Source organism: Capnocytophaga sp. oral taxon 863 str. F0517 (assembly GCF_000466425.1).
In the GTDB taxonomy this organism is placed as follows: domain Bacteria; phylum Bacteroidota; class Bacteroidia; order Flavobacteriales; family Flavobacteriaceae; genus Capnocytophaga.
Genome location: NZ_KE992155.1, coordinates 96,506 through 111,715, shown reverse-complemented (window position 1 = coordinate 111,715; position 15,210 = coordinate 96,506). Strand labels below are relative to the sequence as shown.

Here is a 15,210-nt window from a genome sequence, read left to right as displayed (position 1 = left end):
TATTATCTTTGTTATCCTTATTATCTTTGTTATCTTTATTGTCTTTGTTGTCCTTATTGTCTTTGTTGTCCTTATTGTCTTTATTGTCCTTATTGTCTTTATTGTTTTTGTTATCTTTATTATCGTTTTTCTTCTGTTGATCCAGTTTTTCTTTAGCAACGGCTAAGTTATAACGGGTTTCATCATCAGAGGGCTGATTGCGTAAGGCCTCTTTGTAGTATTGTACTGCTTCTTCATATTTTTTATTTTCCATAGCCAAGTTTCCTAAGTTATGGAAAGCCTTGTGTTTTTCTTCTTTGCTTGCTTTTTTACTCATGGTGACTTCCCTGAAATGATTTGCCGCCTCCTCATAAGCCTTTTGGGAATAGAGTACATCGCCCATATTATACCGAGCGATAGTATTCTCACTATTTTTAGAGATTGCTTTTCGGTAATCCATTTCAGATTCAGAAAGCTTATGTGCCTTATGCGCCTGATACCCCTCATAGGCAAAGAGGCGCGATTGTCTCTCTAATTTCTCTATCTTTGCTTGTTCTTTCTTAGAGAGTTCTTTTTCTTCTTGAGCCAATAGGGATATAGGGAGGAAGAGCCATATCAGTAGGTAGTATCCTTTCATGATAGTAAAATTATTGGTTTTTCTCCTGCAAAAATACGATATTATTCGCATTAAAATTCTTTTTTGTCTTTATTTTAATACTTTTAATAGATATAATCTATACAAATTGCTAAATTATTTTTTCTTTTCTACCAATAGGTACAAAATAAAAAAATCCCCTATAAAAAGAGGATTTTTTAAATACTTATTGCTGTATATGTTCCAAATCAAATAAGAAGGCATATTCGCGTACTATTTCCTTGAGAGACTCATAACGTCCAGAGGCTCCACTATGTCCCGAACTCATATCTGTATAGAATAGCAAGGAGTTATTATCTGTCTTGAGTTCTCTAAGCTTAGCCACCCACTTAGCTGGCTCCCAATACTGTACTTGGGAATCGTGATAACCGGTGAGTACCAACAAGTTAGGATATTCCTGCGCACATACATTATCATAAGGAGAATAACTGAGCATATAGTGGTAATACTCCTTTTGATGAGGATTGCCCCATTCGTCATATTCGCCTGTGGTAAGGGGAATCTCCTCGTCCAACATAGTGGTTACCACATCCACAAAAGGAACATTGGCCACCACACCATGAAAAAGTTCCGGTGCCTGATTGATTACCGCTCCCATGAGTAAGCCTCCTGCAGAACCTCCCATGGCATACAAATGAGCAGCGGAGGTATATTGGTTCGCTATCAGATACTTTGCACAATCTATAAAGTCGGTGAAGGTATTCTTTTTATGGAGTAACTTTCCAGCCTCATACCAAGGACGTCCCAGGTATTCTCCTCCACGAATATGAGCTATTGCAAAGATAAAGCCCCTATCCAATAAGCTAAGGCGTGTGGTAGAGAACGAAGGCTCTATGGTAATCCCATAAGAACCATAGCCATAGAGTAATAAAGGAGAGGAGCCATCTCGCTTTATTCCCTTGCGATAGACTATAGAAATAGGAATTTGAGTACCATCGGCCGCTATTGCCCAAAGCCTTTCGGAGGTATAGTTTTCCTTGTCAAATGTGCCCCCCAATACCTGTTGCTCCTTCATAACCTGTTTCTCTGAGGTGCGCATATTATAATCAATCACCGAGTAAGGGGTCGTCATAGAATTGTAGGTATAACGAAGTATCTCGGTATCAAAATCCAAATTAAGTCCTGTGGAGGCGGTATAAGTCTCATTATCAAAAGGCAAATAATGTTCCCCCTGGCCATCCCAACGTATAATATGTATCTGAGAGAGACCATTATATCGCTGTGTAACGACCAAATACTCCTTGAATATATCTATTTCCTCCAAACGAATGGCCTCCTGATGAGGAATCACTGGTTGCCAATACGCTTTTTCAGTCTTTTCAATAGGTGTTTTGTCCAATTTAAAGTTGGTAGCGCTTTCTGCATTGTTTAGAACATAGAAAAAATCACCATAATGAGCTATATCGTATTCCAATCCTCTTTCACGTGGCTGAAAAATCTTAAATTCCCCTGTAGGAGTAGCCGATTCCAAGAAACGACTCTCTGAAGAAAGGGTACTATCCGACTGAATAATAAGAAATCTCTCTGACTTAGACTTGAATATCCCGGTGTTAAACGTTTCATCCTTTTCATGGAATACCAAGACATCTTCCTTGGTAGAGGTTCCCAACTGATGTCGATAGATTTTATAAGAGCGAAGCGTTTGGGGATCTATCTTAGTATAGAAAATGGTTTGATTATCATTTGCCCAACAGCTTCCTCCATCTGTATTTTTTATCTCCACAGGAAGGATTTCTCCTGTTCGTAAGTTCTTGATAAAGAGCGAATACATACGTCGCCCCCTTGTATCTACTGAAAAGGAAGCCCATTGGTTGTCCCCACTTACCGAAAATTCAGCAAACTGGTAGAACTTATGTCCCTCGGCCATCTCATTTACATCAAAGAGTACCTCCTCTACAGCATTGGGGACATCCTCCCGCCTAAGATAGATGGGATATTCCTTCCCTTGCTGAAAACGAGAATAATACCAATAGCCGTTATATCTGTAAGGTACAGATTCGTCATCTTCCTTAATTCGGCTTCTCATCTCCTCTAAGAGTGTTTTTTGGAAAGCTTCTGTATGCTTCATCTGCTCGGTGAAATAGGCATTCTCTGCTTCCAAATAGGATAATACCTCTGGAGTATCTCGTTCATTAAGCCAAAAATAAGGATCTATACGTTTATCGTTATGTATTTCTAATACCTTTTCTTTTTTAGGTGCTTTGGGTGGCATCATAGTTCTCTTCTTTAGATTGTAAATTCTGATTAGAGTATCATACTCAGCGAGATACGCTTACGAGCGGTATCCACTTCTATAACCTTTACTTGTACTTGTTGGTGGAGCTTGACGACTTCATTGACATCGGATACATAACCTTCCTTGAGTTGGGAGATATGTACCAAGCCGCTTTCCTTGACTCCTATATCCACAAAGCAGCCAAAGGCAGTGATGTTATTGACAATTCCTGGAAGCACCATACCGACACGTACATCGTCAAAGGTCTTTACATTAGGATCAAACTCAAATACCTTTGCCCCTTGGCGCGGATCCAGCCCTGGTTTTTCCAATTCCTTCAGTACATCCTTAAGGTAAAGTTCGCCTACTTCAGGAGTTTGATATTTCTTGATATCAATGGCGGCTATAGCCTGCTTATTTCCTATGAGTTTTTCGACAGAGACCCCTAAGTCCTTAGCCATCTGCTTGATAATAGGATAGGCCTCGGGGTGTACCGCGGAGTTGTCCAAAGGATTATCACTGTGATGTACCCGCAAAAAAGCCACCGCCTGTTGATAAACCTTATCACCCAAGCGAGGTACCTTCTTAAGATCTTCTCGGCAAGAAAAAGCCCCATTGGCCGAGCGATAAGCCACAATATTTTCAGCCATCTTCTCTCCTATCCCTGATACATAGCTGAGCAAAGACTTACTGGCGGTATTGAGGTTCACCCCCACCTTGTTCACACAGCGAATTACAGTAGCATCGAGTTCCTGCTTGAGCAAAGACTGATTCACATCGTGTTGGTACTGCCCCACCCCGATGGATTTGGGCTCTATCTTAACCAATTCAGCTAAGGGATCAGCCAAGCGGCGTCCAATGGAGACCGCCCCACGCACTGTTACATCATAGTCAGGAAATTCATCACGTGCTATCTTGGAGGCCGAATATACCGATGCCCCCGCCTCACTCACTACAAAAATCTGTACCGGATGAGGAAAAGAAATCTGCTTGATAAAGTGCTCCGTTTCTCGTGAAGCTGTACCATTACCTATACTAATAGCTTCTATTTGGTAACGCTCCACCATGGCTCGAATTATCTTAGAGGATAAGGCCGTTTCATACTGGGGGGCATGTGGGTAAATCGTCTCATTGTGAAGCAAATCTCCCTTCTCATCCAAACAAACGACCTTGCAACCGGTACGGAACCCTGGATCTATAGCCAAAATACGTCTTTCTCCTAAGGGAGAAGCCAAAAGTAACTGAGAGAGGTTCTCTGCAAAGACTGAAATAGCCTTGGCATCGGCCTTATCCTTGGCTTCTTGTAGAGTCTCATTGGAGATTGAAGGCTCCAAAAGGCGTTTGTAGCTATCTTTGACCGTCTTTTTAAGAAAATCAGCGACCTCTCCACTGCCTTTTATCACTGTTTCTTCAATAAAAGGAAGCGTTTCTTCGGGTTCTACCTCCACTTTCATTTTGATATAGCCTTCTTTTTCCCCGCGGAGAATTGCCAATACCCGGTGAGAAGGAGCCTTGGTAAGAGGTTCGTTCCAGTCAAAATACTGCGCATATTTCTGTGCCTCTTCCTCATTTTCTTTTCCTTTGGCCACCTCTGCACAGAGCAGTGCTTTGCGGTGGAAGACCCTTCTAAGGGTTCGGCGTACATACATATTTTCATTGATCCACTCGGCTATAATATCCGAAGCCCCTTGTAGTGCCTGTTCCACAGAGGCTACCTTTTCGGACAAATAACGCCCTGCCAGCTGTTCCAAATCAGTTACTCGCTGGCTCATCAGTTGCTTAGCTAAAGGCTCCAGTCCATTTTCTTTGGCTACATCGCCCTTGGTCTTGCGTTTTTTCTTATATGGTAAGTACAAATCCTCCAACTCATTGAGTTCAAATGAATTTTCAATACGACTACGCAATTCCTCCGTTAGCTTACCTTGTTCTTCTATACTGGTAAGGATTGTCTCTTTGCGCTTTACGATATTGTCATACTCATTTTGCGTTTTGGCAATTTTCTCGATAGCCACCTCATCTAAGTTGCCTGTTCTATCCTTTCGATAACGTGCTACAAAGGGGATAGTACAGCCTTCAGAGAGTAGTGCGAGGGTGTTCTCTATCGCTTTTTCGGTCAGTTGTGTTTGATTTTTAATAAATTGGATATTTGTCATATACAGAGAAATAAGGCGCAAAGATAGGGAAAATAAAGTAGAAAGTAAAAGGTGAAGCCTGAAAGATATCCACAAAAAAGGCTATCCTTCTAGGACAGCCTCTTTGTATTCTTAGTCTATTCAAAATGAGTAATTCCGTACTTCTGTGCTTCCGCTTTTACCTTGGGAGCCAATTGTTTGAGATTGGCGATACGAGATTCATTGGAAGGATGCGTACTAAGGAGCGAATTGGAACTTCCCCCTCCTGAGGCAGCACTCATACGTTCCCACAGCTTATATCCCTCTTCGGGATCATAACCCGCCAAGGCCATAATCTGAAGTCCAATGGAATCGGCTTCGGTCTCATGACTTCTACTGAAAGGGAGCATTACCCCTACCTGAGTACCGAGACCATAGGCAGTATTGAACTCGTTGAGGTATTTGCTATTGCTCAACAATACATTACCAGCCAAAGCACCTATCTGCTGAATCGTAGAGGCACTCATACGTTGTGCCCCATGGTCGGCCAAGGCATGAGCCACCTCGTGTCCCATGATCACCGCTACGCCACGTTCATTCTTAGCAATAGGGAGGATACCAGTATAGAAGACAATCTTGCCCCCAGGCATACACCAAGCATTGAGTTCCTTACTCTCCACAAGGTTGTATTCCCAGCGATAATCATTGAGGTACCCTGCATATCCATTTCTATCCAACCATAGTTTGGAGGCCTTAGCGATACGTTCCCCTACCCGCTTAATCATCTCTGCCTCAGGAGTTCCTTTGATTACCTTATTGGTAGTCAAAAACTCATTGTACTGAGAGAAAGAAGTAGGAAATAGAGAACTATTAGACATAAAGTTCAAGGTACTTTTTCCTGTAAAAGGATTGGTCTTACAAGCGGCAAGCACCATTAGTAAGCCTATACATAATATCTTTTTCATCTTTCTATAAAAATAATGGGGCAAAGATACAGCTTTTTTTTAAAAATAACTATTTTGTATTTATAAAATTATAAATATTTGAAAATCAATTATATAAACTCTTTATTTTTGAAAAAGGTCTATAAATCATTAAAAAAGTTATATGTTACTTTCTTTCAAAAAATAGCCCACCCCGAGAGGTAGGCTAAATTTCATGGAAACACAGTATTATTCTTTATCGGCTTGCCAATTGATTTGTTTGAGCAGCTCTATCTGTTCTTTTACAGAGGCAGCATTAGGATTTTTCTTCAGCAAATCCTCTTTGATTATCAAGGCTTCTTCAGCTGCTTTTTTCAATAATTCTTTTTGATCTTCAGTGAACCAACCAAATTTATTTCCATACACTTGGGTTACTTTCTTAGTCAGTTCTGTATTATCTACACTCATCAACCAATCAAATCCTTCCTTGATAGGTGCCTGATAGCTTTCAGGATAAAGTGGGTAATAGATCACCTTATCAAGCAAGGAAGGAAGGTATTTTTCATCTTTACTTTGAAGCATATAAGGGTAAAATACCATAAATTGCTCTGGAGAGAGTACATTAAGGTCAATAGTATCAATATATTGAGCTGCTAAGGATGGATCCAATGCTACTAAGGCAGCAGCAGCAGCTACTTTGATAGATCGAGAAGGGATCTTCACTGCTTTTTCGAATAAAGGCTTGTATTTGTTATCTCTTAGACGAGAGAGCTGGGTAATAGCCGCTGCTTTTACCAAGTTTTCAGGGTCATTTTCAGCCAAATACTCTACTATAGGAATCCAATAGTTCATACCATCTCTTCCAAAGCCTTGAATGGCCTTGATACGCAAACGGAAGAAAGGATCCTCAAGCGCTAAGAGGAGTATATCAGTATAGGTTTTGGCTACCGCTTCTTCTACTGCCTGATTGCGGCTCTTAAAATCTTTCGCATTTTGGTATTGGAAAAGGTATTGCTCGGCAGTCTTGTAAGATTTTTCCTCTCCTACGATAAGACCTCTAGGATCTATATTGATCAGCTGATAGTTGGGCGATACTTTAAAGCGGAATTCATTTTTAGGTTTAGCACTGACCCATACTTGTTTGCGCTCGTACTTACCTGTGTCATAGATATCTACTTCCAAGGGGAATTGGAACACCAACTCACCTGTTTGGGTTATCTCAAGAATGGCTTCTCCTTTGGCGGTATCGTAGGTTACCTTAGGGGTCATCACCACATTTCCAAAGTTAAAATACCATTGGTTAAAGAACCAATTGAGATCACGGCCACTTACCGCCTCGAAAGCCAAGCGCAACTGATGTGCCTCAGCAGTACCAAACTGATTGTCCTTGAGATACTTAGCCATTCCTTCAAAAAAAGCCTTGTCTCCCAAGTAGTTACGTAGCATATGGAGGATACCTGCTCCTTTGTTATAAGATACTGCATCGAACATATCATCGGCAGCATCATAACCAAATCGAACCAAGTGCTTCTTATACGAATCACTATTCATATAGCCCGTTTGGATCTTATTCATATGGTAGTCAGCAAAGTCTTTTCCATATTTGTGCTCAAACCAAAGGTATTCTGAATAGTTGGCAAAGGATTCATTGACGGTAAGGTTAGCCCAGCTTTCGGCTGTTACTAAGTCTCCGAACCAATGGTGGAATAGCTCATGAGCTACTACAGACTCCCATTTGTTTTCATCGTTAAGTGCTTCTGCCGTTTGTTGAGACATAGAGCTGTGAAGGGTAGCAGTGGTATTCTCCATAGCTCCGCTCACATATTCCTGAGCAGTAATCTGATCATACTTAGGCCAAGGATAGTCATATTTTAGCAATTTAGAGAAAAACTCCATCATTTCTCCTGTTTTTCCAAAAATTCTCTTGGCTACGCTGGCGTATTCATGCTCTACATAGTAGTTCAAAGGAACCTTTCCTCTCCAGGGAGTATCTTTTATATGGGCATATTCTCCTGCCCCAAGGAAGAATAAGTAAGGAGCATGCTTTTGCTTGAGTACCCAGTAGTCCGTACGTTGGCCTTTTCCATCCTTTTTTGAAGAGGTAAGCACTCCATTGGAAAGTGTGATAAACTGTTCTGGGACAGTGATATAGATTTCTTGAGAAGATTTTTGATTGGTTTCATCAATAGTAGGAAACCAAACAGAGTTGGATTTTGTCTCTCCCTGTGTCCATATTTCGATAGGTCTATTCTTATCTGCCTTTGTAGGATTGATGAAGTAGAGTCCCTTAGCATCGGTAATGGCTTGTCCGCCTTGTTCGGCTACCTTTTCAGGTTGGGAAGTATATTTGATGTAGACGGTATATTTTTCACCACGATTGTAGGTTTTCCCCAATTGAATGGTGAGCTTATTTTTAGCATATTTGTAAGAAAGCGGACGACCTATCGTGCTTTTGCTATCACTGAGATTGACACTATGAATGAGCATCGCCTGTGCATCCAAGACTAAAGAGTCTGTCGGATAGAAGTAAGGAGCCGCTGTGAGCCATTCCTCTCCGTAGAGTTCTCTTTTTTCTAAGTTAAAAGAAACTCTTAACTTCGTATGATCCAAAGCGTTGTACTTGGTAGCTTCGGGGTGATAAATTTTCTCTCGTCCCGAAGTTTCGGTCTGTGCTATGGCCACCAAAGAGGTGAAGGCCAACATAGCAAGTAATAGATATTTACGTATCATATATCAAAATAAATTAAATATATTTCTTTCTTACCTCCTAGGATGATAAGTATTTATCACCTGAGAGAGATAGCTGTGTTCTACATGAGTATATATCTCAGTAGTGGTAATACTCTCGTGCCCGAGCATAAGCTGTATAGCCCTGAGATTCGCTCCATTTTCTAACAAATGAGTAGCAAAAGAATGTCTAAAAGTATGTGGGCTAATCTGTTTGGTAAGCCCTATAGCCTCGGCTGCTCGCTTTATAATAGTGAATATCATGGCTCGGGTAAGCTGCTTCCCTCGGCGATTAAGAAATACTATATCGGCAAATTCCTTAACTTCTGGAACCTTCTTGCGCTGATGGAGTACATAATTGTTGATCTCTTTTTGGGTATGAGCCCCTATAGGAACCAATCGTTGCTTATTCCCCTTGCCCAATACCCGCACAAATCCTTCTTCAAAGAATAGATCTGATAGGCGCAAACTCACCAACTCCGAGACTCGAAGCCCACATCCATAGAGGGTCTCTATAATAGCCCGGTTGCGATGTCCTTCATCAGTAGAAAGGTCTATACCCGCAATAAGCCTATCTATCTCCTCCACTGAAAGCGTATCTGGAAGCCTCATCCCGAACTTAGGTGTATCCATATACTCCATGGGATAATCCTCCCGATAATTCTCAAGCATAAGATACTTAAAGAAACACTTCAAAGAAGATATCAACCTTGATTGCGAACGCGCTTTAAGCTGTTTACTCTCTTCATAAATAAAAGTACGAAGTGTATCAGCTGTAATAGAGACTGGGGTATCAGTAAGCTGATGGATAGATAGAAAGCGTAGGAGCTTCTCCATATCAAGTAGATAAGAAACTACAGAGTTGGGGGACATCCCTCGCTCTATCTTCAAATAGTACTCAAAATCTTTTAAAACTTGTTGCCACATACCATAAAGCAAAAATACGAATTATTAATCAAAAAGACTAATAATTCGTAATATTTTTTCGAGTGTTAGTAATTAAACTATTGAGACTAACAACTGATAACTAAGATTCGCAAGAGCTACAATTAACGAAGTTCATAATCATTTCTTTAGCTACCGACTGGCTTCTTTGATAGTAAAGACTCTTGACTCCGAGCTTCCATGCCTCTATGATCACCTTATTCACATCTCTAACGGGCATGGTAGGTGGTATATTAAGGTTTAAGCTCTGAGACTGGTCAATATATTGCTGGCGTTGTGCTGCCTGAGAGATAATTTCCATAGGCGAAATCTCTTTGAATGTCTTGAATACATTCTTCTCCTCTTGAGTGAGTTCTTGCAAATGCTGAACGGAACCATCGGAGAGGCGAATACTGCGCCAAATATCCTCGTTATTGATCCCTTTTTCGTCCAAAAGTTGGGTGAGATATTTGTTTTTACGCATAAAATTCCCTTTGGAAAGTCCCACTTTGTAGTAATTACTTGAGAAAGGCTCAATACCAGGAGATACCTGCCCTAAGATAGCCGAACTGGAGGTAGTGGGAGCGATGGCCATCGTGGTGGCATTTCTTCGTCCATATCCCTTGAGTAGTTCTGGTTCTCCATAGATGTGTGCTAATTCTTGGGTCGCTTTTTCTGCTTCAGTTTGTATATGTTGAAAAGCTCTGGCATTGAACTGAGTTGCCTCAAAGCTTTCAAAAGGAATCATATTCTTCTGCAAGTAAGAGTGATATCCCAGTACTCCTAAGCCTACCGCCCTATGACGTATCGCAAAATTACGAGCTGATTGTAGGTAATAGTTATCCTTGGTCTTTTCAATAAACTCAGAAAGCACAGCATCGAGGAAGAATATAGCCAGTTTGACCGCCTTGGTATCCTTCCATTCGTCAAAAAGCTCCAAGTTCATAGAAGAAAGACAACAAATAAAGGATTCTTCTGCACTGGAAGGCAACATAATCTCACTACAGAGGTTGCTGGAGTGGATGAACATATTATGATCCTTATACACCTGAGGTCGCTTACGGTTCACATTATCAGTAAAGAAGATATAAGGCAAGCCTTTCTGCTGACGAGACTCCAAAACCCTTGCCCAAAGTTTTCGCTTATCAGGATCTCCTTCTATCATCTCTTGCATCCAATAATCCGGCACACAGACTCCAAAAAAGAGGTTTTGAATATGATAACCCGTATCCTTAATCAAGAGGAATTCTTCTGCATCAGGATGATCTATATCCAAATAAGCAGCAAAAGCCCCACGGCGTACCCCCCCTTGTGAGACGACATCCATAGCCGAATCGAAGAGCTTCATAAAGCTCACTGCTCCACTGGATTTACCATTATCAGTAACTGCGGAGCCCCTATGGCGCAATTCTCCAAAATAACCAGAGGTACCTCCTCCTATTTTGGTCTGCATAATTACCTCGCCCAGCTTATGGGTGATTCCCTCTATACTATCGGGAATATGTACATTAAAACAAGAAATAGGAAGCCCTCTTTCGGTTCCCATATTAGCCCATATGGGTGAGGAAAAACTAATCCACCCCTTGGTAATCATTTCCTTAAAAGCAGGCTGCAACTCAGGCTTATACAATCGTTTAGCGGCAGCTCCTGTGATGCGATCTATAGCACCCTCTACACTCTCTCCCTTGAGCAAATACCCCCGATTGAGAATCTGTTCTGATTCGTCATTAAGCCACCAAATTTGATTTTCTTGGTTCATTATTTATATCCTTTCTTTTTAATTTATTTGTTATTGTAGTAAAAAAAGCTACCTAATAAATATATATTAGGTAGAGTATCACGAGGTTAAAATGAACTATACTTTTTGAGGGAGCAAAGATATAAAATAAACTTCAAAAGATAGTCATCTCCCAAGAAGATTTAACACAGTCTTTTTATCCCTAAAGGACAATCCAATGTATATCTGAATCATAGGAAAAATTACCATCTAAAATTAACTATTGTTTAAGGAAAGTATTGTTTAGAGGCTTCCCATAGGTGATTCATCTCCTGTAAAGAAAGTTCGGTAATTTCAATTCCTTGTTCCTTAGCTTTGCTTTCTAAGTATTGAAAACGTTGTATGAATTTCTCATTGGTCAGGGATAAAGCATTTTCTGGATTTATTTTTAGAAAACGAGCATAATTAACCAAGCTAAAAAAGACATCTCCCATTTCCTTTTCTGCCAAAGCATGGTTATTCTGTTGTACTTCCTTTTCTAGCTCGGCAACTTCCTCTTTGAATTTTTCCCATACCTCTTCCTTGTATTGCCAATCAAATCCTACTCCTGCTACTTTTTCTTGTATACGATAGGCCTTCACCAGCGAAGGTAGACTCTTAGGCACACCAGAGAGCACCCCTTTACTTCCTTTTTGCAATTTTATCTTTTCCCAATTCTGCTTGACTTGCTCTTCATTGTCCACGGAAATATTTCCATAGATATGAGGATGCCTTTCGATGAGTTTCTCACAGATAGCATCAATTACCTGCTCAATATCAAACAATTGTGTCTCACTTGCTATCTTAGCATAGAAAACAATATGCAAGAGTATATCTCCCAATTCTTTTTTAACTTCCTGGTAGTCCTCCTCAAGAATGGCATCCGTGAGTTCATATAGCTCTTCTATAGTGAGCGGACGAAGGGTTTGCATAGTCTGTTTCCTATCCCAAGGACACTTCTCCCGTAGGTCATCGATAATATCCAAAAGACGACCAAAAGCTTCGAGTTGTTTTTGTCTGCTTGTTTTCATAACTATTCTAAATAGAAAAAGTTATTCTTATGAGATAAGAATAACTTCTAACATATGTCAAATTAAAGTAAATTATTATGGATAATAAGTAATTTCTCTTTCTAAGAAACTTTTGGGGAATTGGTTGATAGATTCTATACGTTCTACCCAGTTTCCGTTATTATCAAATTTATAAGTATAAGATCTTTCTTCTAAGAAGATACCTTTACCATCATAATATTTGATTTCTTTTTCATTTCCCTTATCATCATAAGTAATAACACTACGTCTTGAGAGGGCATTGTTACCACTATAGATTTCTATTTCTGCTATTCTTCCATTCTTGTCATATTTGTATGATGTACAGTTATCTACCTGATTTTCAGAAATAGTATATTGACACATCCTACTTAGCTTACCGAGCTTGTCATATTCATAGGTATATTTGGAACCGAAGGACTTATCTTTCTTAATCCAAATTTCCTCAAGCATACGCCCTTTATCATCATTTTTATAGAGGTAAGAGTCATTCACTTCTCCTGTTGGGCTATAGCTATTATAGGCTGTTTTAGCTCCTTTATTATCATATACATAGAGGAATTTCATTTGCAATTTTCCATAAGAGTTATAGAGATCACGAGAAAGTCGTTTACCCTTATCATCATACTTATAGATTACTTTTTGGGAGAGCTGCCCTACTTTGTTATAAGTATTATTCTCCGCCTTATAGCCTTTTTCATCAAAGACAATAACTACATCACCACGCCAAAAATCTTGTTTTTCCCCTTTAGTGATTTTTCCAAAATAATCTACTAACTTGTAAGGAGTTATCTTAAAAGTTTTTACCTTTCCATAAAGGTTCATTTCCTTTAAGTTATTCTTACTTTCACGTGTATTGCTACCTATTTGAGCAACAGCTTGCATTCCTGTTACTAACAGTAATAGAAGAAATTTTATTCTCATTTTGCTTATAGTTTGTAGTTTTATGTGACTGCAAAAATACACATTTTTTTCTATTTTAAAAAAAACATATTAGAAAAGTTATTAACATAGTTGTTTTTTTATGTTTTCATTTCTATAAATAACTATAAATAAAATAGTTATTCTGACTTTTTAGCTAATCAAGAAATCTTAATGTGTATTTTAAATTGGTTTTATTTTTGAGTGTTCCCCTGAGGTTGTTCCCCAGTAGGAAGCGATCCTACAGGCTTCTCTACAGGTGCAGGTACCTTTACATCATCAAAAATACTGGAGCCTTGTGCTTGAGGCTTTCCACTAAGGATAAGATTACTTATCAAGGATAATACAATAAGAGCCACACCTAAAGTCCAGGTACTATTATTAAGAAAATCTCCTGTTTTCTTAACTCCTCCTACTACTTGTGCGTTCCCTCCAAAAGAAGAAGAGAGCCCACCACTTTTAGGCTGTTGTACCATAATTACTAAGATCAATAGGAAAGATACTAATAAGATGATTCCTAAAACAATGTTGAATGCTAACATAATATAATTTATTTATTTTGTTGTAATTTTCTAATAACAGCAATTTGTTCAGCAAAGTAAGCACTTTTAGCCGGATTCTTAAGCATCAGAACCTGATAGGCCTGAATAGCTTCTGCATATTTTCCTTGTTCTAAATACACTTTTGCTAAAGTTTCAGTCATAAATTGCTGACCTATATTCTTTTTCTCTACTATTTCTATACCACTTGAACCATCATCATAGTCTTTATTCACTTCAATCTTGGGATTGCTCTCCAAGAACTTGTCTATAAGGTCAAATTTCTTCACTCTCTCATCTCCTTCTTCAAAGATATTTTTATCAACAAAAGGAAGCTCAATGGTAGGTGCTTGTGGGGTTCTTCTATCAATAGGCTTATAGCGGGTCACCTCAAGCCAAGTGGCAAATGATTGCTTATCTGAAGGCTGGAAATCAATAGGTTTCCCCATGTGAAGCGCCTCTTTCTCCGTTTGTCCTTGAGTTTCTTGAGAAGGAGTAGGAGTTTGTGGATAAAATTCCTTTTTTTGGAAGGCATCTTCCGTTACATAAGTGGTAAACTCAGTTGGAATTGCCTCATCCACATAAGCCTTGGGCATCTCTTCTTTCTTAGGAGCATTTTTCTTATTTCTGAATGCAGAAGAGGTGATAAAATCAAACAATAAAGTCCTATTACCTATATGAGCTGCTGTTATCTTCAATTCCTTGTTATAGCGATAACTCTCCTCCGCATAGAGCACTCTCAGATAGATGGCCTTTACTACCTGAAAATAAGGATACTGATGTATAATATTCTCTAATTCATACACTTGTGAGAGTGTAATATGATTAGGCTGCTTCAAAATAAGAGATAAGTCTTTTGCTGTCATTACCAATTAGCCAAGGAAGCGTTAAAAATATCTTGTCCTATTCGTTCGAATATAGCCTCAAAAGCACTATTTTTTACAGCACTAAGCTGTGTATTAGCTGGAAAATCATAATAGTGAGAGAATTGTTTTTCAAAATCTTTTTCAGGATCCTTGGCATTAGTAAAGCGCACATTAATAGTTACTGTAAGCCTATTCTGGGCAGCCTGCTGCTGCGCATTGGCCGCCATAGGAGCAATCGTAAAATTGGTGATTTCCCCTTCATATACCAAGTCACCACCTGTAGTGGTTAGGGAAAGATTCGTTTGGTTATTAATCAGATCTTGCAAGTAGAATGTAAAATCTCTATCCATCCCTGGCTCTATCAAGGGTGCTCTATTTTGAAAAAAATTGACCTGAAAAGTCTTTGCACTGCCCGTACTCCCTCCTGTAAAGTTATAAATTCCACAAGAGGAAAGGCTATAGCAAAAACACAAAAATAGAATAATTCTCTTCAACAAAAAATTTTTGGCAAAAGTACGACTATATTTTAAATAAAAAAAATTTTT

Annotated in this window: 12 protein-coding genes; all 12 read right to left on the bottom strand. The window is 39.3% G+C overall.

The annotated features are described in order from the left end of the window. Positions 1-616 (bottom strand): tetratricopeptide repeat protein (locus HMPREF1551_RS07530; RefSeq protein ID WP_021628495.1); only part of this gene is annotated, 616 nt, incomplete at its 3' end. Positions 617-800: 184 nt separating this feature from the next. Continuing rightward, on the bottom strand, positions 801-2,849 hold the full coding sequence (locus HMPREF1551_RS07525) for a S9 family peptidase (protein ID WP_021628493.1): 2,049 nt from the start codon (positions 2,847-2,849) through the stop codon (positions 801-803). Between the two features lie 29 nt (positions 2,850-2,878). After that, complete coding sequence (locus HMPREF1551_RS07520; protein WP_021628492.1) at positions 2,879-5,002, bottom strand: Tex family protein; 2,124 nt, start codon at positions 5,000-5,002, stop codon at positions 2,879-2,881. A gap of 116 nt (positions 5,003-5,118) precedes the next feature. Then, positions 5,119-5,925, bottom strand: coding sequence for a M48 family metallopeptidase (locus tag HMPREF1551_RS07515; RefSeq protein ID WP_021628491.1), 807 nt, complete (start codon positions 5,923-5,925; stop codon positions 5,119-5,121). 207 nt (positions 5,926-6,132) lie between these two features. After that, the gene (locus HMPREF1551_RS07510) at positions 6,133-8,613 is read right to left on the bottom strand and encodes a M1 family metallopeptidase (protein WP_021628490.1); all 2,481 of its coding nucleotides are present in this window, start codon (positions 8,611-8,613) and stop codon (positions 6,133-6,135) included. Between the two features lie 30 nt (positions 8,614-8,643). Then, entirely contained in the window at positions 8,644-9,537 is an 894-nt protein-coding gene (gene xerD / locus HMPREF1551_RS07505) for a site-specific tyrosine recombinase XerD (RefSeq protein WP_021628489.1), read from the bottom strand. 100 nt (positions 9,538-9,637) lie between these two features. After that, positions 9,638-11,293, bottom strand: a complete 1,656-nt coding sequence (locus tag HMPREF1551_RS07500; protein WP_021628488.1) for a ribonucleoside-diphosphate reductase subunit alpha — start codon at positions 11,291-11,293, stop codon at positions 9,638-9,640. A 245-nt stretch (positions 11,294-11,538) separates the two neighbouring features. Beyond that, positions 11,539-12,321, bottom strand: a complete 783-nt coding sequence (gene mazG, locus HMPREF1551_RS07495; protein ID WP_021628487.1) for a nucleoside triphosphate pyrophosphohydrolase — start codon at positions 12,319-12,321, stop codon at positions 11,539-11,541. A 75-nt stretch (positions 12,322-12,396) separates the two neighbouring features. Beyond that, entirely contained in the window at positions 12,397-13,263 is an 867-nt protein-coding gene (locus HMPREF1551_RS07490) for a hypothetical protein (RefSeq protein WP_021628486.1), read from the bottom strand. Between the two features lie 191 nt (positions 13,264-13,454). Next, positions 13,455-13,802, bottom strand: a complete 348-nt coding sequence (gene secG, locus HMPREF1551_RS07485; protein ID WP_021628485.1) for a preprotein translocase subunit SecG — start codon at positions 13,800-13,802, stop codon at positions 13,455-13,457. Positions 13,803-13,810: 8 nt separating this feature from the next. Next, positions 13,811-14,665, bottom strand: coding sequence for a hypothetical protein (locus tag HMPREF1551_RS07480; RefSeq protein WP_021628484.1), 855 nt, complete (start codon positions 14,663-14,665; stop codon positions 13,811-13,813). Then, positions 14,665-15,159, bottom strand: coding sequence for an LPS assembly lipoprotein LptE (lptE, locus tag HMPREF1551_RS07475; RefSeq protein WP_034544508.1), 495 nt, complete (start codon positions 15,157-15,159; stop codon positions 14,665-14,667). The genes HMPREF1551_RS07480 and lptE overlap by 1 nt, the downstream gene beginning before the upstream one ends. Positions 15,160-15,210: the final 51 nt, after the last annotated feature.

Excerpts from the sequence above, each read along its gene's own strand:
- HMPREF1551_RS07520 (WP_021628492.1), bottom strand. The coding sequence starts at position 5,002 with ATGACAAATATCCAATTTATTAAAAATCAAACACAACTGACCGAAAAA.
- mazG (WP_021628487.1), bottom strand. The coding sequence starts at position 12,321 with ATGAAAACAAGCAGACAAAAACAACTCGAAGCTTTTGGTCGTCTTTTG.
- HMPREF1551_RS07515 (WP_021628491.1), bottom strand. The coding sequence starts at position 5,925 with ATGAAAAAGATATTATGTATAGGCTTACTAATGGTGCTTGCCGCTTGT.
- HMPREF1551_RS07500 (WP_021628488.1), bottom strand. The coding sequence starts at position 11,293 with ATGAACCAAGAAAATCAAATTTGGTGGCTTAATGACGAATCAGAACAG.
- secG (WP_021628485.1), bottom strand. The coding sequence starts at position 13,802 with ATGTTAGCATTCAACATTGTTTTAGGAATCATCTTATTAGTATCTTTC.
- HMPREF1551_RS07525 (WP_021628493.1), bottom strand. The coding sequence starts at position 2,849 with ATGATGCCACCCAAAGCACCTAAAAAAGAAAAGGTATTAGAAATACAT.
- HMPREF1551_RS07480 (WP_021628484.1), bottom strand. The coding sequence starts at position 14,665 with ATGACAGCAAAAGACTTATCTCTTATTTTGAAGCAGCCTAATCATATT.
- xerD (WP_021628489.1), bottom strand. The coding sequence starts at position 9,537 with ATGTGGCAACAAGTTTTAAAAGATTTTGAGTACTATTTGAAGATAGAG.
- HMPREF1551_RS07510 (WP_021628490.1), bottom strand. The coding sequence starts at position 8,613 with ATGATACGTAAATATCTATTACTTGCTATGTTGGCCTTCACCTCTTTG.
- HMPREF1551_RS07490 (WP_021628486.1), bottom strand. The coding sequence starts at position 13,263 with ATGAGAATAAAATTTCTTCTATTACTGTTAGTAACAGGAATGCAAGCT.